The sequence below is a fragment of the Amycolatopsis sp. NPDC049688 genome (genome assembly GCF_040674975.1).
In the GTDB taxonomy this organism is placed as follows: Bacteria; Actinomycetota; Actinomycetes; order Mycobacteriales; family Pseudonocardiaceae; genus Amycolatopsis.
Genome location: NZ_JBFANY010000001.1, coordinates 854,295 through 873,290 on the forward strand (window position 1 = coordinate 854,295; position 18,996 = coordinate 873,290).

Sequence of the window (18,996 nt, forward strand, 5' to 3'; positions counted from 1 at the left end):
GCCGGTGCGCAACGACGACGTGGCGATCATCGGGGTGTCCGCCCTGCTCCCGGGCGCCCACGGGCTGGACGCGGTGCACGACCTGCTCGCCGCGGGCCGGGACGTGACCGGGCAGCCCGATCCGGAACGGCTGCGGGACAACGGCTTCCCGGACGGCCCCGGCTACCTGCCGATGGGGTACCTCGACCGGATCGACCGGTTCGACCACCGGTTCTTCGGCGTCCCGCCGGCCGAGGCGGCGTGGATGGACCCGCACCAGCGGCTGATCCTGCAGCTGGCCCACGAAGCCCTCGAGAACGCCTGCTACGCGCCGCAAGCCCTCCGGGGCTCACGCACCGCCGTCGTCCTCGGCAGCTCGCGCAGCGACTACGAAGACCTCTTCGAAGAAGAAGATCCGCAGCAGATCCTGGGCATCATCGGGGCGGCGCTGGCGGCGCGGATCAGCTACCGCCACGACTTCACCGGGCCGGCGCTCGTGCTCGACACCGCCTGCAGCGGCAGCCTGGTCGCGATCGCCCACGCCGTCGCCCTGCTGCGCAGCGGGGCCGCGGAGCTGGCCCTGGCCGGCGGCATCAGCGTGCGGCCGGTGCCGATCCGCGAGGCCGGGCACGTCCCGGTCCGCGGGGTCGAGTCGCCCGAGGGCCGGTGCCGGCCCTTCGACGAGAAGGCCACCGGCGCGGTCGGCGGCGAAGGCGGCGGGATCGTCGTGCTCAAGCCGCTGCCCGCCGCGCTCGCCGACGGCGACCACGTGCACGCGGTGCTGAAGGGCATCGCCGTCAACCACAACGGCTACCGGATGGCCAGCATGAGCGCGCCGAGCCGGGCCGCCCAGACCGAGGTGATCACCGCGGCCTGGCGGGACGCCGGGGTCGACGCGGCCACCGTCGGGTACGTCGAGTGCCACGGCTCGGCCACCCCGCTCGGCGACGTCGTCGAGGTCGAAGCCCTGCGCCAGGCGTTCCTCGACGCCGGCGTGACCGCCCCGCACTGCGCGATCGGCTCGATCAAGGGCAACATCGGGCACCTGGACAACGCCGCCGGGGTCGCCGGGCTGGTCAAGGTCCTGCTCAGCGTGCAGCGCGGCGTCCGCTACCCGACCGCGCACTTCGAGACGCCCAACCCGCTGATCGACTTCGGCGGCCCGGTGCGGGTCAACCCGGCGTTCGGGCCGTGGGACGGCGAAGGGCCGCGGCGCGCGGGCCTGAGCTCGTTCGGGCTGACCGGGACCAACGTGCACGCCGTCGTCGAGCAGGCCCCGCCGGCCCCGGCGCCGGCCGGACCGGACGAGCCCGATCTTCTGGTCACGGTGTCGGCGAAATCGGCTTCGGCCCTCGCCGCCTACCGCGACCGGCTCGCCGCCTTCGCCGAGGAGAGCGGGTACGGCGTCCGCGCGATCGGACACGCCATGAACCGCGGCCGCGACGACCACCCGTTCCGGATCGCCGTGGTCGCCCGCGAGCCCGCCGGCCTCGCGGCGGCGCTGCGGTCGGCCGCCGTCCCGGACACCCCGGTCGCCGACGACCCGCCGGTGGTGCTGCTGTTCTCCGGCGACGGCGGGGTCGAGCCGGAGGTCTGGGCCGAGCTGTGCGCGGCGTGGCCGGTTCTCGGCGACGACCCGCTGCCCGCCGAGCCGGCGCCGCGGCTGGTCGCCGTGCAGCACGCCCTCCACCGGCTGGCCCGGTCGCTCGGCCTGCCCGACACCCACCTCGTCGGCTCCGGCGCGGGCAACCTCTCGGTGCGGATCGCCCGCGGGGAAATGTCCCTGGTGGACGGGCTGGCGGCCGCCGCGGACCGGGCCGTCGGTCCCGGCCTCGACGCCGCCCGGCTGGCCGAAGCGGTGCGCGGGTTCGTCCGGGACGGGGCGGTGCTGGTCGAGCTGGGCACCGGCGGGGTGCTGTCCCGGACCATGCGCCGCCTGGCACCCGAGCTCGGCTGCGTCGACCTGGTCGCCGGCGGCGGGCGGCGGGCGGTCCTGCGGCAGCTGGCGTCGCTCTACCGGCTCGGCGTCCGGCTCGACTGGGACCGCCACTACGCGTGGGCCGCCGTGCCGCGGATCGAGGCGCCGGCGTACCCGCTGGAAAGCGTCCGCTGCTGGTGCCGCCCGCCGGGGGCGCCGCCCGCCGAAACCCGGGCCCCGGCACCCCCGCCCGTCGTCGTGGCCGCTGGGGACACCGAACGCCGGGTCGCCGAAGTCTGGGCCCGCGCGCTCGGCGAAGACGAGCTCGGCCCGGCCTCGGACTACTTCGCCCACGGCGGGACGTCGATCGCGGCGATCACCGCGCTGCGCACCATGGAACGCGACTTCGGCGTCGAGCTGACCTTCGCCGACCTGTACGCCCACCCGACCGTGCGGGCCTTCGCCGCCCGCATCGAGGCGGCCCGCGCCGAGGGTGGCCGGTCCGGCGCGGTCCCCGCCGTCACGGTGCTCCCGCGCGGCGGCCCGCTGCCGCTGTCGTTCGGCCAGGAACAGCTGTGGTTCCTGGACCGGCTGAACCCGGGCACCGCGCTGTACAACATCCCGCACGACCTCCGCCTGTCCGGGCCCCTGGACGAAACCGCGCTCGCCGCCGCGGTGCAGGACCTCGCCGACCGGCACGAGGTCCTGCGCACCTGCATCCCCGACGACGACGGCGTCCCCTTCGTCCGGCTCGCCGAAACCCCGCCGCGGCTGGTCGTGCACGACCTGAGCGGGCGGCCCGACGCCGAGCGGCACGCGCACGAGCTGGCCGACGCCGAAGCCGTGCGCCCGTTCGACCTGGCCACCGGCCCGCTGGTGCGGATCACCCTGCTGCGCCTGGCCGCCGACGACCACGTCCTGCTGTGGACCTACCACCACATCGTCTTCGACGGCTGGTCCCCGGCGGTGTTCTTCCGCGACTTCACCGAGCTCTACCAGGCCCGGCTGGCCGGCCGCGCGCCCGGGCTGCCGGACCTGCCCTTCCAGTTCGCCGACTTCGCCGCCTGGCAACGGGAGCGCCTGACGGGGGAGACCCTCGAGCGCGGCCTGCGGTTCTGGCGCACGCAGCTGGCCGGGCTGCCCACCGCGCAGCTGCCGCTGGACCGGCCGCGCCCGCCGGCCCAGATCTTCGACGGCGACCTCGTCGAGTTCACCGTGGCCGAACCGGCCGCCGAGGCCGCGCGGGCGTTCAGCCGCGAACACGGCGTCACGACGTTCGTCACCATGCTCGCCCTGGTCGACACGCTGCTGCACCGCTGGGCCGGGTTCACCGACGTCGTCGTCGCGGTGGCCACCTCGGGCCGGACGCACCCGGCCACCCACGACCTCATGGGGTACTTCAACAACCTGCCGCCGTTCCGCACCCGGGTCGAGGGAGCGCTGTCGTTCACCGGCCTGGTCCGGCGCTGCGCGGACACCGTCGCGCAGGTCCTCGACCACGAGGAGATCCCCCTCGGGAAGATCGTCTCGGCGGTGTGCGGGCCGCGCGAGCCCGGCCGCCAGCCGCTGTTCGACGTCGCCTACACCTACCAGAACGTCCCGCAGGACACCGCCGAGCTGGGCGGCCTCGGCTGCTCCCGGTTTTCCGAGAGCGGCACGATCGCGGGCATCGCGCCGGGCACGGCGAAGTTCGATCTGACCGTCGGCGTCATCGACCAGCAGGACGGGCCGATGGACGGCTACTTCGAGTACGCGACCGCGTTGTTCGACCGCGAGACGGCCGAGGCGCTCGCCCGGCTGCTGCCCGGCCTGCTCGACGCCGTGCTGCGCGAACCCGGCCGCCCGCTCGCCACCTTGCCGGCCGTCGACGGCGAGCCGGTCCCCGCCACCACCTTCCACCGGGGGCCCGCCGTGACCACACCTTCCACTGTGGACAGTGAGCCGATCGGCCACGCCGAGCGCGTCCTCACCGCCCTCTGCGCGGACCTGCTGACCGGCGGCCCGGTGTCGCCGAAGGACAACTTCTTCGACCTCGGCGGCGATTCGGTCCTCGGCGTGCGGGTGGCCGCGCGGGCGGCGAAGGACGGCGTCCACTTCACGCCGCAGCAGCTGCTGCAGTGCCGCACGCTCGCCGAGCTGGCCCGGGCCGCGGTCGTCGACGGTCCCGCCGCGCCGGCGGCCCCGGTCTCCGCGCCGGAGCCGCTCCGGGCGATCCCGCCGACGCCGATCATGCACAGCTTCCTGCGCCGGATGCCCGACGACGTCGGCGACTTCGTCGACGTGCACACGGTGGAGACCACGCCCGAGGTCGCGCCGGCCGCGATCCGGACGGCGATCTCGCACCTGCTGGCCCTGCACGAGCCGCTGCGCTACCGGTTGCGGCGCAACGCCCTGGGCGTCCGGCTGGAGGTCGCGGACCTCACCGCGGCGGACGTCTTCGACACGAAGGTGCTGCCGCCGCTGGGCGCCGAGGAGGAACTCGGGATCGTCGCGGACGACTGCCAGGCGATGAAGGCGGAGATGGATCCCGCGCGCGGGCCCCTGTTCCGCGTCCGGCACTACGACCGCGGCCGGGCCCGCGGCGGCCTGCTCGTGCTGCTGGTCAACCACTTCGTCTTCGACAACATGTCCACTGTGGTCGTCCTCGACGACCTCGACGTCCTGCTGGGCGAGCTCACGGCGGGCCGGACGCCGTCCCTGGCGCCCCGGCCGCCGCGGTGGCGCGAGTGGGCGGAGCACCTGCGGGCCATGGCGGCCTCCGACGAGCTCTCGGCGGAGCTGACGTACTGGACGGCGACCCTGCGCGCGGGCGCGGCGGCCGGGACGATCGGCGGCTCGCCCGGCGACGGCATCACCACCCGGACCCTCGACGACCCGGCGGTGGCGACCCTGCTCGCCGCCGGCGGCGCGGAAGGCCGGGAAGCGGCCCTGTGCGCGGTGTCGTGCGGCCTGGCCCGGTGGCAGGACGCGCCCAGCGCGTTCGTGATGACCGAGGGGGAGGCCACCCCGAACCCGTTCCGGCTGGCCGGGCGCGGCCCGTCGGTGGGCTGGTTCACCACCCTGCACCCGCTGGTGCTGCCGGTCGCCCCGGGCACCCCGGCCCGCGACTGCCTGCCGGAGATCACCGACCGCGCGCGGTCGGTGCCGAACGACGGCGTCGGCTACGGCATGCTGCGCCACCTCTCGCCGGATTCGCCCGGCACCGCGCAGCTGCGGGCCCTGCCCGAACCTGAGGTGCTCGTGCTCCACGGGCCGAGCGACACCTCGGCGTTCGACTCCGGCGTCCGCCTGCTGCGGACCCGCTGGGACCTGTCGGTGAACCTGAAACGCGCGGTCGCGTCCTGGTTCCCGCTGGTCGTGACGAGCGCGGTGCGGGACGGTGCGTTGCGGCTGGCCGTGGCCGGCGGGGTCGGCGAGGACCGGCTGGAAGCGCTCGCCGGCGAGATCGTGCGCGCCTTCACCGAACTGCCGTGATCGCGCTCGCCGCGTCGGCCTGGTACCTGCCGGAGACGTCCGTGCGCGTCGCCGACCTGCCGGGCCTGTCCGATCCGGAACGCGCGACCTGCGCCGCCCTGGGCATCGACCGGGTCCCGGCCGACGACACGCTCACCGCGGCTGAGCTGGCCGCCCGCGCGGGCCGGCGCGCACTGGCCACGGCCGGCCTCGACGGCGGCGACGTCGACGTCGTCGTGACCGTGGAACCGCGGGCGCCGCAGACCCTGGTCAGCTCGGAAGCCACCCGGCTGCAGGCGATGCTCGGCGCGGACCGGGCGATGGCGTTCTCGGTCGGCGGGCTCGGCTGCGCGTCGCTCACCCCGGCCCTGCTCGCGGCCAGGGGGCTGCTGTGCGCCGATCCGGACCTCGCCACCGTGCTGGTGCTGCACGGGAGCAAACCCGCGACCCCCGGCCGCTACCGCCACCCCGTCACGGTCAACGGCGACAGTGGCGGCGCCCTGCTGCTGCGCCGCCGGGGAGCTCTCCGGATCCGGGACATCCTGCTGGAGACGAACGGCGCCTACGCGGACCTGTTCCGCGTCGAGTACCGCGACGAGGAGTTCGCGCGCTGGCGGGAGGAGTGCACGGATCCGGCGGCCTATGCGTTCCGGCTGGCCGTGGAGACGCGCAACCGGCTGCGGGACCTCCTCGCCCGGCTGCTCGGCCGCAACGGCCTGACCCCGGCCGACGTCCCGTGCTACCTCACGCAGAACCTGTCCACGGCCGCGTTCCGGAACTGGTCGGAGGCGATCGGCGTCCCGATCGCCAAGGCGTGCTCCGAAAACCTGGCCCGGTACGGCCACCTCGGGCCCAACGACGTCTTCTTCAACCTGTCGACCGCCCGGGAAACCGGTGAGTTCGGCGGCCGCGCGGTCCTGCTCAACATCAGCCCCGCCGCGGCCTGGAGCGCCCTGCTGGTCACCACCGAAGAAGGCACCGCCCACGAGCTGTGAGCCCGGGGCGGGCGGAACCCGCCCGCCCCGGGTGGTGCACCGGGTCAGCGCCGGCAGGGGTGGCCCGCCGGGTGCGCGGCGGTGCCGTGCACGTCGGCCTGGGACTCCGCCAGCACGATCTTCGCCAGCGGGGTCTCCAGCGAGACGGCCTGCTGCTTCACCACGCCGTTCGCGATGGTCTGGCCGTTCAGCTTCAGCGAGCCGATGACCAGCGCGATGGTCAGCGGCGCCGAGCCCACCGTGACCGGGACGCCGTTGATCTTCAGCGAAGCGACGTTCGAGCTGCCGGTCAGCGCCGGGGCGAGGCCGCCCGGGGCGGGCTGGCAGGTCGCCGCCGCCTGCGACTGGATGACGCCCAGCTCGATCGTCAGGCCGACCGTGCTGATCACCGTCTTGTCGATCCTGGCCGACGCCTGCGCGTGGTCACCGGCCGCCGGAGCCGCCGACTGGTCGTCGGGGGACAGGTCGGTCGAAGAGGTCAGCGCGTGCGTCTGCACCTTGATCAGGCCGGCGTTGAGCGTCGCGTCGAGGACGGACTTGCTGTCGTCGGCGCAGGGCAGGTTCGCCGGGTTCGCCACGGCCGCGGTGATGCCGACGACGTTCGCGGCGGTGCCGGTGCAGGAGAAGACGCCGTCCCGGTCGTCGTCGAGGATCGTGCCGACCCCGGCCGGGTCGACCAGGCCGGCGCCCGACGGGGCCGAGAGCGTGACGGTGAACGTCTCGTCCGGCTCGTCGACGGTGTCCGGGTTGACCAGCACGGTCACCGGCTTGCTCGTCTCGCCGGGCGCGAAGGTCACGTCACCGCTCGCCGCCTGGTAGTCGGCCGGTGCGGTCGCCGTGCCGTTCGAGGTGGCGTAGTGCACCGACACCGGGTTCGGGCTGGCGCCGCCGAGCAGCGACACGGTGAAGGTGGCCGGCACCGGTGCGCCACCGGAGCCCTCGTTCACCGTGACGTCGTTGATGCTCAGGCCCAGCACGCGCACGGTCGTCGTCTCGACGAAGCCGCGGGACACGCCGTCGACCAGGTAGTCGACCGTGCAGTGGTACGTGCCCGGGGCGGCGTCGGCCGCGGCGGCGACGGTCTCGGTGAACGTCGCGACGTCCCCGCTGGGCACCTTGACGCTCGCCGGGGCGTTGGTCAGGGTCAGCTGCGGGTCGCAGCCGGTGACCTTCGGCGTCACGGTGACCTCGATGGACTTGATGCCGTCCAGGATGGCCTGCGAGACCTGGTCCGACGGCACGTTGTTCAGCAGCACGCCGCCGGTGGCCGTGGCGATGGCGCTCGCCTGGCCCTCGGCGTCCAGCGCACCGACGTTGACCGCGACGACGCGGATGTTCGCCGCCTTGAGCGCGTCGATGGTCTGGGCCAGGGTGTGCCCGCCGCTGGGGTCGTGCGACGGCGCGTCGCCGAACCAGGCGATGATGCGGGTGCCGTCCGGGCGGAAGGCGACCGCGCCGGTGGCCAGTTCGTACAGGGCGTTGAGGTCGGCCTCGGGCGTGTCGCCGCCACCGCCCGCCACCCACTGGTCGATCCCGGCCTGGACCGCGGCCGTGTTGCCGGTGATGTCCTGGTTGACCTTGAACGGCACGGAGTCGGTGAAGTCCTTGTACTCGGCCACGCCGAACCGGGCGGTCGGCTGCGCGGCGAGCACGTCCCCGGTGATGGCACCGGCGTTCGTGCGGACGTTGTCGAGTGCGGAGAACATGCTGCCGGTGGTGTCCGCGAGCAGCACGAGGTCGGGGTTGGGCGGCACGGCGGAGGTGGTGACGTGCTTGGTGACTCCGGCGCTCGCCCCGGCGGCGAGCGTGAGGTCGACGGTGGCCGGATCGACGCCGGGCGGCGCCGCGGCGGCCACCGAGGCCGGGGCGAGCAGGGCACTGACCGTGGTCAGTGCGACGAACAGCGATCTCCGCGTCATGAACTTCCTTTCCGAAGGCCGGATTGCTGCGGTTGCCTCGGGAAGACGGAAAACGCGGAACTTCGTTAGCAGGCGGGGAAAACGTCACTCGGAGCGCCCTGTGTCAAGGCGCTCAACGGGGTACGGCCGCCGGTCCGGGCTACCGAAACCAGGGGTTCGCTGCGCCGGAACACCGAAGATCGCCGGGCGGGTTTCACTCCATCCAGCGACGAAGGACCGGCGAACCGGCACGAAGGGTGCCGCCTGTTCGGGGGAATCGCGGCGGTTTTCGGGGTCCGGGCAGCGAATTCCGCCCGGATGTCGTAACGCGGGACCGGTCAGCGCGCCGTCCGGCCGAGGTCGGCGAGCACGGCGCGCGCCGCTCGCGCGCCCGAAGCCAGGGCGCCCTGCAGGGAGCTCGTGTCCCGGTGGTCGCCGCACACGTACAAGCCGTCGCCCAGGCGGACGGGACGCCGGATCTCGTGCGGCGGCGGCATCGACGGCAGGGCGCGGGGGATTTCGTACCGGTTCACCAGCGGCCAGCGGCTCGTGTCGGTCCGGTACAGCCGGGCCAGCGCCCGGCGCACTTCGTCCTCCGGCAGCGCGCTCAGCGCCGACGCGCTCACGAGCGCGGCTCCCGGTGGCGCGTAGGTGGGGCACACTTCGCTGACCACGCTGGTGTTGACGACCGGCCCGCCCCGCGCGTCGACCACGATCACCGGTTCGCGCAACGGCGACCGCGGGGGCGCGAAGTACCACGTCGTCCCGCTGTTCCACCGCGGCTCGCCGACGCCGGCGAGCTCGGCGGCCGTCGAGCCGTCGGTCGCGACGACGACCGCGCGGGCCGTCCAGGTCTCGCCGCCCGCCGTGCGGACCCGGCCGGGCCCGACCTCCTCGACCGGCGTGTTCAGGTGGACGGCCGTCGTCGGCAGGGCGCGGGCGAGCTGCCGCGGCAGCTCACCCATGCCGAGCGCCGGCAGCGACGGCGCCGAGCGCAGGAAGCTGCGCCACACCAGCTGGAAGAAGCGCGCCGACGTGGTCAGCCCGGGTTCGAGGAACACCCCGGAGAGGAACGGCCGGAACACGGTCTCCACGGCCCGCGCGGACACCCCGGCGCGCCGCAGCTCGTCGAGGGTCGTGCGGTCGTCGCGGTCGAGGATCGCCTTCGCCGGTCCCGCGGCGACGCGGGCGGACAGCGCGCCGAGCGCGGCCAGGTCCTTCGCCGACAGGTACCGCCGGGCCGCGATGTCGCGCAGCGCCTTGGGCGTGTCGACGGGATTGCCCAGCAGGGAGACGCGGTCGTCGTCGGCGACCCGGACCGCCCGCCAGAACCGGCCGAGGTCCAGGGCATCGACGTCCACCAGGCGCCGGATCGCCGGGTAGGCCGGGTTGAGGATCTGGAACCCGCGATCGAGGCGGAAACCGTCCACGACATCGGTGCGCACCCGCCCGCCGACATCGTCGCCGGCTTCGAGCACCGCGCACGGCACCCCGGCCCGGTGCAGCGTCACGGCGGCGGCCAGCCCGGCGAGCCCGGCGCCGGCGATGACGACTTCCTGGCTGGTCATCGCGCACCTCCGGTCACGGGCCGGGTTGAGGTGTGCCGGTGGGGCAGGGCGGTGGCGGCTTTGTGGTTGGTCATCGCGCACCTCCGTGGCGGCGCCGGGTTGGGGTGTGCTGGTCGGCCACGGCGGCTTCGTGACCGGTCATCGCCCACCCCGGTGAGGGGCCGGGTCGAGGTGCGCCGGTCCGCCATGGCGGCTTCGTGACCGGTCATCGCCCACTCCCGCCGAATGTCTTCGTCGAAGCGAGCCGGTTCAGCAGGGCGATGCGGCCGCGGTTGGGGACCGAGCGCAGCGGGTGCCCGGCGAGGCCCCAGCCGGTGAGCAGCGCGTTCGCCGCGGCCCAGCCGGTGGTCGCCGCGCGTTCCATCAGGGCGACCGGCAGGTCGATCCGCACGCCGTCGCCGGCCAGGACCAGCGCCGGATCCGGCGTGGCCACCGCGGGGCGGCTGGCGAAGCCGCCGAGCCCGAACAGCGGGCAGTCCTCGCGCCACAGGGAAATCGCGCCGGTCACGCGGGCGCCGAGCGTTTCCGGGTAGATCGCGTGCAGCCGGTCGTCCACCGCCTTCACCAGGGTCTCGCGGTCGTCGGTCTCGGCCGCGTAGGCGTGGAGCTCGACGACCGAACCGCCGGTCCGGCCCGCCCACCGCCGTGCCTCGCCCTCGTACCGGTCGAGCAGGCTGATGTTGTCCAGCGGCGGCACGCTGCCGGTGCCGAGGAAGGCCGGCCGGCCCGGCTCGAGCGGCCGGTCGAGCCACAGCCGGCGCACCAGGAACGGCGGTGCGGTGCGCAGTCCCGCGACGGCGTCCCGCCACCCGGGCGTGCCGACCCCCGGCGACGCCGCGACGATCTCCTGCAGCCCCCGCCCGTCACAGGCGAGGACGACGGCGTCGAACGGCGTGGTGCCCGCCGCCGTGGTGACCGTGAACCCGTCCGCCGTGCGGTCGAGGGAGGCCACCGGGGTGCCGGTCCGGAGGGTCACCCGGCGATCGGCCAGGTACCCCGCCAGGGGGTCCCACAGCGCCTGCGGGAACGGCTCGGCCGGCACGTCGAACACCAGGCCTTCGCTGGAACCCAGGAAGTACAGGTGGAACATCGTCGCCAGCTCCGCCGCGGACAGCTCGCGCGGATCGGCGAAGAAGCTGCGGGAGAACACCTCGAACGCCAGGTGCCGGGCCGCTTCCGGGAAGTTGATCCGCGCCAGGAAGCTCGCGGCGTCGATGTCGTCGAGCCGGTGGTAGATCTCCGGGACGGACACCGTCGCCAGCGGCAGCGCGCCGCGGCCGTTGAGGCGCAGCAGGTCCCGCGCGGTGAACGTCGGGCTGCGCCAGGCGAACGCCAGCGCGTTCCACGGCGGCGTCCGGGGAAGCCCGGCGAAGGTGTCCGTGCGGCCCTGGGCGTCCAGCAGCGGGTAGTCGGCCAGCGGCGTGAGCCGGTCCAGGCCTGGGTCGGTGCGCCTCAGCAGCGCCCGCAGGTTGTAGTACTGGCGGAAGAAGGCGTGGAAGCCCCGGCTCATCGTCACCGGCGTCCCGTCCGGCAGCCGGTCGGCCCAGCCGCCGACCCGGCCGCCGAGGTGGTCCTCCCGCTCGAACAGCGTCACCGTGACCCCGCGCTCGGCCAGGCCGGTGGCCGCGGTGAGGCCCGCGATGCCGCCGCCGACGACCGCCGCGGACGGCCGGCGGCCCAGCCGGCCGGCATCCGGCAGGCCGGGCGGGGCCGGCCGGGTTTCGATCCGGCGGTCCCGGCCGGGGATCACGGCTGCTCCTGCGGGTTGGTGCCGAGGACGGTGTGGACGATGCCGTGCTGCCAGCCGGGCACCGTGCCGGTCCGGACGTCGGTGAACCCGGCGTCGGCGAGCCGGCCGGCGAGCGCGCCGATCCCGTCGAACTCCAGCACGCTGCGGCGCAGGTGGCGGTAGAGGGTCGCGTCCCCGGTGGTGACCTTCCCGAGCGGGATGATCACGCCCGCGCAGACCGCGTTCCACACCCACCGGGCGCGGCGCGAGTCCCGGACGGAGTACTCGTGGATCGCGATGCGGCCGCCGGGACGCAGCAGCCCGCGCAGCCGCCGCAGCTGCGCGGCCGGGTCGGTGAGGTTGCGCAGCAGGTACGCCGCCAGGATCGCGTCGAACGGGCCGGTGATCCCGTCGAGTTCCTCGACCGGCGTGTGCACGAAGCCGACGTTGCGGGGCCAGTTCTTCGCCCGGGCCCGCGCGAGCATCTCCCCGGAGGCGTCGAACGCGGTGATCTCCGCCCCGGGCGCGGCCGACAGCAGCGCGGCCGTCGAGGCGCCGGTGCCGCAGCCGGCGTCCAGCAGCCGCAGGCCCGCCCCGGCCGAGGGCAGCTCGAGCCTCCGCGCCGAGAGCCGGAGGTGGTAGTGGTAGCCGGGGTTGGCCCCGACCAGCCGGTCGTACCAGCGGGCTTCGGTGTCGAAGGCCGACGGCACCGCCCCGCGGGGCAGCCCGTCCTTCGCCAGCCGGCTCATGTGCGCTCCTCGCGGGGTCCGGTCCGTTCCCACACCAGCAGCACCGCGGTCACCAGCGCGAACCCGAAGAGGAAGTCCTCGACCGGGATGTCCCAGGGGAAGCGCCAGCCGGTGATGTGCCCGGGGGAGTAGCGGACGATCGGGTCGGACAGCTTGGTCAGCCAGCCGTCCACCGGGATCTGGAAGGCGGTCACGATGGCCATCGTGAACCAGTAGGCCGGGCGCCGGAACAAACCCGTGCGCAGCAGCCGGAGTTCGACGAGCACGACGACGGCCACCGCGGCGGCCGCGGGCACGGTGTAGCCCCAGGGGATCACCGCCGCGCCTCCTTCCGGGCGAGCCGCCGCACCAGCGCGGCGGTGAGCTGGACGGCCTCGTAGGTCAGCAGCCCGCAGATCGGGATGACCACGAAGAACAGGACCTCCTCCAGCGGCACGGCGAAGGGCGCGCGGATCCCGGTGACGCGGCCCGGCGCGTAGTCCCAGACGCGGCCCGCGATCGCCAGCGCGTCCCAGACGAGGAACACCAGCGCCACCGGCAGCACCGTGCGGGCCAGCCGCCGCGGCTGCCGGTACACGCGCGCCCCGGCCAGCTCCAGCGGCAGCGTGACCAGGACGCAGGCCGCCAGCACGATGAGGTATTCGAACTGGCCCACCTCAGCCCACCGCCACCGGGAGCGACGGCGCGGGGTGGCGGGCCCGCGCCCACTGCGTGCGGGCGACCGCGCCGCACGCCACCAGCAGCCGCCGTCCGCGGGAAACCGCCGCGCGGCCGGCGAAGACGTCGTGGCCGGCGTCCTCGATGCGGTCGAGGATCCGCCCGTACAGGGTCGCGGCCGTGGCCACGCACGGACGGGAAACCGGGTGCAGCATGGCGATCCCCGGGCGGGCCTCGGCGTAGACGTCCCGGGTGACGGCGATCTGGTTGCGGATCGCGGCCCGGACCGGCTGGTCGGCCCGCCCGTGCCGGGCGCACCACGCCAGCCGGTCGCGGTCCACGCCGTGCGCGGCCAGCTCGTCGGCCGGCAGGTAGACGCGCCCGCGCGCCAGGTCCTCGGCGACGTCGCGCAGGAAGTTGGTGAGCTGGAAGGCCTTGCCCAGCGCGGCGGCCCGCGGTTCGGCCTCCTCGCGCGGGGCGACGGTGCCCAGCACCGGCAGCACCTGCAGCCCGATCACCTCGGCCGAGCCGTGCACGTAGGTGTCGAGCTCGGCGCGGGTGGCGTAGCCGGTGACGGTGAGGTCCATCCGCATCGAGGTGAAGAACGCCTCGAAGTACGCCTTGGCGAGCGCGTACCGCGTGGCCGTGTCGATCACGGCGGTGAGCAGCGGGTCGTCGCTCACCCCGGCCTTCAGGTCGGCCAGGAAGCGGTTCTCCACCTCCTGCAGGCGCGTGTCGAGCGACTCCGGGGTCGCGTCCGCGGCCGGATCGTCGACGATGTCGTCGAGCCACCGGGCGAAGCCGTAGAGCGCGTGGATCGCCGGCCGCTGGGCCGGCGTCAGCAGCCGCGTGGCCAGGAAGTACGTGCGGCCGTGCCGGGCGTTGAGTTCGCGGCACCACGTGTAGGCCGCGCGCAGGCCCGGGGCGCGGATGCCGGCGGCGTCGAGTTCACGTCGGGTCATCGGGTCCCTCCGGTGATCCGGTCGGCGGCCAGTCTGCCGGAGATGAGCACGGTCGGCACGCCCACCCCGGGCACGGTGGCGCCGCCGGCCAGCACGGCGTTGTCCGTCCCGCGCGGGAGGTTCCGCGGCCGGAACGGCCCGGTCTGGGCGAAGGAGTGCGCGTAGCTGAACGGCGTCCCGGCGACCAGGCCGCGGTCCGCCCACTCGGCCGGGCCGAGCACGTGCGTGAACTCCGGGGCGAAGCCGGGCAGCAGCCGGGCCCGGGCGACGTCGAGGACTTCTTCGGCGTAGGCCTCGGTTTCGGCCGCCCAGTCCGCGGGGCCGCGGTCGAGGTTGGGCACCGGGGCGAGCACCGAGTACAGCTGGCGGCCGGGCGGGGCGAGCCCCGGCTCGGTCGCGGTCGGGCGGGTGATCAGCAGCGACGGGTCGCTCATCCGCCGCCCCTGCGTGATCAGCTCGTCGAAGGTCGACCGCCAGCCGTGTCCGAACGAAATCGTGTGGTGGGCGACGTCCCGGTGTCCGGACGGGCCACCGGCGTGCACCACCAGCGCCGACGGCGCGGCCCGCAGCGGGACCGGCCGCCGCGGCTGCCTGCCGAGCAGGCGGTGGCTCTCCGGCAGCTCGGTGGTGAGGACGACGGCGTCGCACGGGTACCGGGCGCCGGAAGCGGTCCGCACGGCGGTGACGCGGGAGCCGCGGCGTTCGAGCGTGCGCACGGCGTCGCCGTACTCGAACTTGACCCCGGCGCCGGCCGCGACCCGGGCCAGTGCGCGCGGCAGGGCGGCGATCCCGCCGGTGGGGAAGTACACGCCGCCGACGGTGTCCATGTACGAGATCACCGCGTACAGGGCCAGCGCCCGCATCGGGGATTCACCCGCGTAGAGCGCCTGGAAGGTGAACACCCGCTTGAGCCGCTCGTCGGACAGGAAGGCCCCGACCCGGCCGTCGAGCCGCCGGAAGCCGCCCAGGGCCACGAGCCGGGCCAGTTCCGGGGAGAGCATGCCGAGCGGGGAGTCGATGTTCGCGTCGACGAACCGGCCGAACTCGGCTTGGTAGAGCTTCGTCAGCCAGGCGCGCAGCCGGGTGTAGCCCGCGGCTTCGGCCGGCCCGGCGAACTCGCGGACGGCTTCGGTCATCGCGTCCGCGTCGGAGTGCACGGGCAGCGTGCTGCCGTCGGCGAACTGCGCCACGTACGCCGGGTCGAGGCGGGTCAGCGGCAGTTCCTCGGTGAGCTGGGCGCCGACCGCGGCGAAGGTGTCCCGCAGGATCGACGGCATGGTCAGCACGGTGGGGCCGGTGTCGAGCAGGTAGCCGTCCCGCTCGACGCGGCCCGCGCGGCCGCCCGGGCCCGGGTCGCGCTCGAGGACGGTGACCTCGCGGCCCCGGCCGGCCAGGTGCAGGGCCGCGGCCAGGCCGGCCAGGCCGGCGCCCACGACGACGACCCGGTCCGCCGGTCCGGGCACGGTCCTCATCGGTCGCGGTCCGTGCAGCGGGCCGCGAGCGCGGCGAGCAGGTCGGCGGCCGGCTCCGGGACCACCGCGGGGTCGATCGCCGCGAGCGCCTTGTCGGCCCGTTCCCGGATCAGCTCGCCGAGCCGGTCGCGGGCGCCGGTCGCCACGATCAGCTCCCGCCAGCGCTCGACCGCTTCGTCGTCGACGGCGGGCAGGTCGAGCAGCTCGGCGAATTCGGTCTGCCGCCGCCGGTCGGCCATCGCGGCGGCGAGCACGACGACGCTGGATGCCTTGCGGTCGCGCAGGTCCTGCCCGGCGGGCTTGCCCGTGACGGCCGGATCGCCGAACACGCCCAGCAGGTCGTCGCGGAACTGGAACGCCTCGCCGACCAGGCCGCCGAACTCCGACAGCCCGGCCGTCAGCTCGGGGCCGCAGCCGGCCAGTGCCGCCCCGAACTCCAGCGGCCGCCGCACGGTGTAGTTGCCCGACTTGCGGCGCAGGACGTCGAGCAGGGTGTCCCAGCTGGGCAGCGCCCGCGCGTCGTTCACCAGGTCGGCGAGCTGGCCGACGGCCAGCTCGGAGCGCATCGCGTCGTAGTGTGGCCAGCCGCGGGCCAGCTGGTCCGCGGCCAGCCCGCTTTCCCGCAGCAGCTGCTCCGACCACACCAGGAACAGGTCGCCGAACAGCGTCGCGGCGGACTCGCCGAACCGGGCGGCCGAGCCGGCCCAGCCCTGCTCCTGGTGCCACCGGGCGAACCGGACGTGCAGCGCGGGCCGTCCCCGGCGCAGCTGCGAGCCGTCCATCACGTCGTCCTGGACGAGGGCGAAGCAGTGCAGCAGCTCCAGCGCGGCGGCCGCCCGGACCGCGGCGTCGGAATCCGGCTGCCCGCACCGCCAGCCGGCGTAGGCGAACAGCGGCCGCAGGCACTTGCCGCCCGCGACGAACTCGGGCACCGCGGTCACCGCGAGCGCCCCTTCGCTGCGCCCGGCGAAGTGCTCGGCCGCCCGCTCACCCACGAACCCGTGCGCCTCGGCCAGGCAGCGCCGGCCCAGGGCGTCCAGCCCGTCGGCCGCCGTCATCGTCGCGGTCATCCGCCGCCCTCCCACAGTCCGCTATTCGATTCGCAACCGTTTCATATGGGGTGTAGCTTGTCCACTTGAACGGGTGAAGACGTGGCGGCAGGCCAGGCTGATCGGTGCCGCATCGAAACGGCTTCGCTGAATGCGCACCTGATAAACGGTGATCTGCGTCACAAAAGTCCTCTGTGGCGGGCTCGTGAGGAGCGGGGAGTGCCGGACGGCCGTCCGATGCCGTATCGGTAGGAGCGGACAGAGTTCCGGCGGCAGGAACGTGGTGCGGATGGACGTCGACGCGGTGGGTGGCCGGGGTTCATGGACGCCCGGCAAGGTCGCCGAGCTGCTGGGCGTCTCGCCGGTGACGCTGCGCACCTGGGCGGCGCGCTACGGCGTCGGCCCTTCGCTGCGGGACGACGGACGGCACCGGCGGTACTCCGACACCGACGTCCGCCGGCTGCAGCACATGCAGCGGCTCATCGCCCGCGGTCTCCGCGCCCGCGAAGCCGCCGCGGCGGTCTTCTCGGGCCTCGGCGACACAGTGCCGGAGGTCCCGGCGGGCCGGCGCATCGAAGAGCTGGCGGCCGCGGCGGAGGGCCTCGACTTCGCGTCCCTGGCCGCGCTGCTGGACGAACTGCTCGACGCGCTGGGCCCGGCACGGGCGTGGACCGACGTGCTGGTCCCGGTGCTGAGCGACCTCGGCGGCCGCTGGCTGCGCGGCGACGTGTGCTTCGAGTCCGAGTGGGCCCTGACCGGGGAGATTTCGCTGGCCCTGCAGCGTTACAGCGCCCGGTTCGCGAACATCCCGCCCGGCCGGGCGGTGCTGCTGGCGTGCTGCCCGGACGAGCGGCACAGCCTCCCGATGGAGGTGCTGCGGGCGGCGATGGTGGAGATCGGCATCCCGGCGGTTTTCCTCGGCCAGCTGGTCCCCGCCGAGACGACGGCCGCCACCGCGGCGAAGCTGCAGCCGGTGGTGGTGTTCCTGTGGTCGATGTCGGCGGGCACGGTCGACGACGGGCTGGTCGGGCGCCTGTGCCGGACCGGATTCGAGGTCGTGCTGGCGGGACCGGGGTGGGAGGACCGGGCAGGCCGCGAGGTGGCGTGGGTGAACGACCTGGCCGCCGCCCTGGATCTGGCGGCGGAGCGGCTGAAGGCATGAGAGGCAGCCCCCGGCCCGCCCGCCGACGCCGGCTGATGCCCCCCTGATCACGCGAGATGCCCGCTGGATCACGCGAGATGCCTGCTCGATCACGCGAAATGCCCGCTCGATCACGCGAGAGCCCCGTACCGGACCGATCTTGCGTGATCAGAGGCGTATCTCGCGTGATTGGAGGGGCATCTCGCGTGATTAGAGGGGCATCTCGCGTGATTAGAGGGCCATCACGTGTGATTGGAGGGGCATCACGTGGGATTGGCGGGGACTTGCGCGGGCGTAGTCCGGTCCGGCGGCCCGCCGGGGTGGGGTGCGGTGGTGAAGCGTTGCGCAATCGCTTCACATGCCTGAGGATGGCTCGCGGGCCGGTCCGCTCGGCCGGCCGTGTCGAGCGGGAGGGTGCCACGTGGACTTCAAGCGGCAGGTGATCGAGCGCTGGCCGGCGCGGTGGCCGGTGCAGCCGTTCCGGGAACCGGCCTGGGCGCGGCAGGAACCCACCTACCGGGACTGCAGTCCCGCCCTCATCGAAGCCGCCGTGAAACGGGCCGGCACCCGGCCCGCCGGCAACTGGTTCGTCTTCGCGGCCTCCCGGGACGTGCGCGCCGACCGGCCGTTCGGGGTGCGGGTGGGCGGCCGCGAGCTGGTGGCGTGGCGCGGGCCGGACGGGGGGCTGCTCGTCGGCCCGGGTGCGTGCCCCCACCTCGGTGCCCCGCTCGACCAGGCGCGGGTGCACTGCGGCGAACTGGTCTGCCGCTGGCACGGCCTGCGCGTCGGCGCGGACCGTCCCGGGTGGACCGCCCTGCCCGCCCACGACGACGGCGTGCTCGCCTGGGTCCGCCTCGACCGGATCGGCGGCGAACAGCCCACCGACCGCCCGCCGGTGCCGGTCCGGCCGCACGGGACCACGGTGGACGCCGTCGCGACGCTGGCCGGGGTGTGCGAGCCGGAGGACGTCGTGGCCAACCGGCTCGACCCGTGGCACGGCGCATGGTTCCACCCGTACTCGTTCGCCCGGCTGCGCGTGCTGTCCGCGCCGCAGGGCGTCGACGTCGCCGAGGAGGACGACCGGTTCGTCGTCGAGGTGACGTTCCGCCTGGCCGGCAAGATCGGCGTCCCGGTAGTCGCGGAGTTCACCTGCCCGGGCCCGCGCACCGTCCTCATGACCATTGTGGACGGTGAAGGCGCCGGCAGCGTGGTGGAGACGCACGCGACCCCGCTCGGCCCCGGCCCGGACGGCCGCCCGGAAACCGCGGTGATCGAGGCGACGATCGCGGCGTCGGAACGGCCGGGTTTCGCCCACGCTGCACGGTTTGCGCCGGTTTGGCGTCCGCTCATGCGCCGGGCCGCGGCCCGGTTGTGGCGGGACGATCTGGCCTATGCGGAACGCCGGTACGCCCTGCGCGCGCACTGA

13 protein-coding genes are annotated in these 18,996 nt (G+C 74.7%); 4 read left to right on the forward strand and 9 right to left on the reverse strand.

Annotated elements, in window-relative coordinates:
- Positions 1 to 4 precede the first annotated feature (4 nt).
- Positions 5 to 5,371, forward strand: a complete 5,367-nt coding sequence (locus AB0J55_RS03530; RefSeq protein WP_364242199.1) for a condensation domain-containing protein — start codon at positions 5 to 7, stop codon at positions 5,369 to 5,371.
- Positions 5,368 to 6,345 (forward strand): 3-oxoacyl-ACP synthase, encoded by a 978-nt coding sequence (locus tag AB0J55_RS03535; RefSeq protein ID WP_364242202.1) that lies wholly within the window; start codon positions 5,368 to 5,370, stop codon positions 6,343 to 6,345. Before AB0J55_RS03530 ends, AB0J55_RS03535 begins: the two co-directional genes overlap by 4 nt.
- A 44-nt stretch (positions 6,346 to 6,389) precedes the next feature.
- On the opposite strand, the gene AB0J55_RS03540 is transcribed toward AB0J55_RS03535, so the two are convergent.
- The 9 genes from AB0J55_RS03540 to AB0J55_RS03580 all read right to left on the reverse strand — a co-directional run bounded on the left by AB0J55_RS03540 (position 6,390) and on the right by AB0J55_RS03580 (position 16,450).
- On the reverse strand, positions 6,390 to 8,264 hold the full coding sequence (locus tag AB0J55_RS03540; RefSeq protein WP_364242205.1) for a Calx-beta domain-containing protein: 1,875 nt from the start codon (positions 8,262 to 8,264) through the stop codon (positions 6,390 to 6,392).
- Positions 8,265 to 8,581: 317 nt separating this feature from the next.
- Positions 8,582 to 9,811 (reverse strand): NAD(P)/FAD-dependent oxidoreductase, encoded by a 1,230-nt coding sequence (locus AB0J55_RS03545; RefSeq protein WP_364242208.1) that lies wholly within the window; start codon positions 9,809 to 9,811, stop codon positions 8,582 to 8,584.
- A 205-nt stretch (positions 9,812 to 10,016) separates the two neighbouring features.
- Positions 10,017 to 11,561 carry an NAD(P)/FAD-dependent oxidoreductase gene (locus tag AB0J55_RS03550; RefSeq protein WP_364242211.1) on the reverse strand — a complete coding sequence of 515 codons (1,545 nt, stop codon included), beginning with the start codon at positions 11,559 to 11,561 and terminating at the stop codon, positions 10,017 to 10,019.
- Positions 11,558 to 12,289 carry a class I SAM-dependent methyltransferase gene (locus tag AB0J55_RS03555; RefSeq protein WP_364242214.1) on the reverse strand — a complete coding sequence of 244 codons (732 nt, stop codon included), beginning with the start codon at positions 12,287 to 12,289 and terminating at the stop codon, positions 11,558 to 11,560. Before AB0J55_RS03555 ends, AB0J55_RS03550 begins: the two co-directional genes overlap by 4 nt.
- Positions 12,286 to 12,606 carry a lycopene cyclase domain-containing protein gene (locus AB0J55_RS03560; RefSeq protein ID WP_364242217.1) on the reverse strand — a complete coding sequence of 107 codons (321 nt, stop codon included), beginning with the start codon at positions 12,604 to 12,606 and terminating at the stop codon, positions 12,286 to 12,288. The genes AB0J55_RS03555 and AB0J55_RS03560 overlap by 4 nt, the downstream gene beginning before the upstream one ends.
- Complete coding sequence (locus tag AB0J55_RS03565; RefSeq protein WP_364242219.1) at positions 12,603 to 12,944, reverse strand: lycopene cyclase domain-containing protein; 342 nt, start codon at positions 12,942 to 12,944, stop codon at positions 12,603 to 12,605. The genes AB0J55_RS03560 and AB0J55_RS03565 overlap by 4 nt, the downstream gene beginning before the upstream one ends.
- Before the next feature lies 1 nt (position 12,945).
- Entirely contained in the window at positions 12,946 to 13,908 is a 963-nt protein-coding gene (locus tag AB0J55_RS03570; RefSeq protein WP_364242222.1) for a phytoene/squalene synthase family protein, read from the reverse strand.
- Positions 13,905 to 15,380, reverse strand: a complete 1,476-nt coding sequence (gene crtI, locus AB0J55_RS03575; protein ID WP_364242225.1) for a phytoene desaturase family protein — start codon at positions 15,378 to 15,380, stop codon at positions 13,905 to 13,907. Before crtI ends, AB0J55_RS03570 begins: the two co-directional genes overlap by 4 nt.
- Entirely contained in the window at positions 15,377 to 16,450 is a 1,074-nt protein-coding gene (locus tag AB0J55_RS03580; protein WP_364242228.1) for a polyprenyl synthetase family protein, read from the reverse strand. The genes crtI and AB0J55_RS03580 overlap by 4 nt, the downstream gene beginning before the upstream one ends.
- A 268-nt stretch (positions 16,451 to 16,718) precedes the next feature.
- On the opposite strand from AB0J55_RS03580, the gene AB0J55_RS03585 reads away from it, so the two are divergent.
- Complete coding sequence (locus tag AB0J55_RS03585; RefSeq protein ID WP_364242230.1) at positions 16,719 to 17,591, forward strand: MerR family transcriptional regulator; 873 nt, start codon at positions 16,719 to 16,721, stop codon at positions 17,589 to 17,591.
- A 400-nt stretch (positions 17,592 to 17,991) separates the two neighbouring features.
- Positions 17,992 to 18,996 carry a DUF5914 domain-containing protein gene (locus AB0J55_RS03590; protein ID WP_364242233.1) on the forward strand — a complete coding sequence of 335 codons (1,005 nt, stop codon included), beginning with the start codon at positions 17,992 to 17,994 and terminating at the stop codon, positions 18,994 to 18,996.

Excerpts from the sequence above, each read along its gene's own strand:
- crtI (WP_364242225.1), bottom strand. The coding sequence starts at position 15,380 with ATGAGGACCGTGCCCGGACCGGCGGACCGGGTCGTCGTCGTGGGCGCC.
- AB0J55_RS03570 (WP_364242222.1), bottom strand. The coding sequence starts at position 13,908 with ATGACCCGACGTGAACTCGACGCCGCCGGCATCCGCGCCCCGGGCCTG.
- AB0J55_RS03580 (WP_364242228.1), bottom strand. The coding sequence starts at position 16,450 with ATGACCGCGACGATGACGGCGGCCGACGGGCTGGACGCCCTGGGCCGG.
- AB0J55_RS03545 (WP_364242208.1), bottom strand. The coding sequence starts at position 9,811 with ATGACCAGCCAGGAAGTCGTCATCGCCGGCGCCGGGCTCGCCGGGCTG.
- AB0J55_RS03540 (WP_364242205.1), bottom strand. The coding sequence starts at position 8,264 with ATGACGCGGAGATCGCTGTTCGTCGCACTGACCACGGTCAGTGCCCTG.
- AB0J55_RS03585 (WP_364242230.1), top strand. The coding sequence starts at position 16,719 with ATGGACGTCGACGCGGTGGGTGGCCGGGGTTCATGGACGCCCGGCAAG.
- AB0J55_RS03555 (WP_364242214.1), bottom strand. The coding sequence starts at position 12,289 with ATGAGCCGGCTGGCGAAGGACGGGCTGCCCCGCGGGGCGGTGCCGTCG.